The organism is Piscibacillus salipiscarius JCM 13188, assembly GCF_001311865.1.
Lineage (GTDB): Bacteria > Bacillota > Bacilli > Bacillales > Alkalibacillaceae > Piscibacillus > Piscibacillus salipiscarius.
Genome location: NZ_BBCD01000050.1, coordinates 1 through 1787 on the forward strand (window position 1 = coordinate 1; position 1787 = coordinate 1787).

Here is a 1787-nt window from a genome sequence, read left to right on the forward strand (position 1 = left end):
GAGGCTGGGACATAACTAGCTTAAAATAACGTAAAAAAGGCACCAACCATGAAAAGTTTATGGTTTGGCGCCTTTTTTTGCTAGGACTATAATATTTTAAACTTGTTTTAGTGTTCATGGCGGTGTACTTTCTTAAGTTCACCGCCATGAACGCAAATCCTAATTCGTTTTTCACCTTCTCTTTGCCCCTTACGGACAATCGAGAGAAGCACAAATTAGCCTTCAGAAATCCAAAAACTGGTTCAACATCGATTTTTCGTTTCCCATATAGTTCACCAGTTTTATCTTCCGAAAGCTTTTCTCTCATGTATGCTTTTTGTTGTTCCCACTTTTGATTATAGAAGATCCTACGATGATTGCCTTCTTTAGCTTTAGTACATTTTGAACGTAGTGGACACCCTGTACAATCCTCGCACTCATAAACTCTATAGGTTCTTTTGAACCCATATCGGTCGGTTTTATGTGAATCATAACGGTATGTTAATTGTTTATCATTTGGGCAAGTGAAAGCATCATTCTCCTCATCATAATCCCAATTATAAAAATTAAAGAGGTCGTTCTTAAACTTCCTTGTTTTCTCTTTTCGATATTGGTTATATGTAATGAGTGGTGTGCGATGACGGTTTTCAATCACATCAGCGTAATTTTGTTCACTACCATAGCCTGCATCCGCCACAATGTATTTAGGTAAACTAAAGAAATGATCTTCAATATGGTCTAGAAAAGGCAGAAAGGTTCGTGTATCCGTAGGATTAGGGAATACATCATACGCAAGCGCAAATTGACCTTCTGTCGCAAGCTGAATATTATAACCTGGTTTAAGTTGTCCATTTTTCATGTAGTCATCTTTCATCCGCATAAAAGTCGCATCATGGTCAGTTTTAGAATAACTATTACGTTCACCAAATATCTTCATATCTTTTCGGTACTTTTTCTTGCGTTCAACGAAGTCCTTGAATTGTTTAAGGTATTGCTTAGGTTGCCTACGTTGGGACCGAAGTTGTTTTCGTTCCGAACCCTGATCACTCTCATTAATTTGTTGAGTGTATTCATTTACTTGATCATTTAACTGTTTCACAATGGTTTGAAGTTCTTCAGTCGAAAGTTCATCTGAACTTTCACGTTCAATGCCAGGTATGATTTCATTCTCTAGTAACTCGTTATACATGTTATGGGATTTCTCAACTAATTGCTTACTGTAATTTTCAGTGGATTTACGCCATACAAACGTGAACTTATTAGCATTGGCTTCAATCTTAGTTCCATCAATGAAAACGGCTTCCTCTTCAATCATGTTATTCTCAACAAGTTGGCAACGGAATTGGACAAAACATTGGCGTAGTAATTCTTTAACTTGAGGATGCACACGGAAACGATTGATCGTTCGATAACTAGGCTCATAGCCTTGCGCCAGCCACATCATTCGGACACTATCTTTAAGCAATGCTTCAATTTTTCTCCCTGAAAAAACAGACTGAGTGTAGGCACATAATATAATTTTCATCATCATTTTAGGGTGATAAGCGGGGCATCCAGTGTCGCGTGAGAAGCTTGAGAAAGCTTCTTCTGGAATTTGTTCGACTAAATCATTCACGACAAAAGCAATATCATCTTTGTCTAATTTTATTTCTAAATCTAAAGGCAAAACCACTTGATTCATGTTATAATGTCTAAACATAAGGATCCTCCTTTGGGATTATGGTGTGGTTACTTTAATTCTATCAAAGGGGATCCTTTTTGTTTATCTAAAATAATAAAAAAATAAAAAATTGTGGATGACAACCATA

General features: G+C 36.6%; 1 protein-coding gene. It reads right to left on the bottom strand.

The features are described from left to right. A partial coding sequence (locus JCM13188_RS17105) for an IS1182 family transposase (protein WP_054755038.1) occupies window positions 1–1678 on the bottom strand: 1678 nt, incomplete at its 3' end. Window positions 1679–1787: the final 109 nt, after the last annotated feature.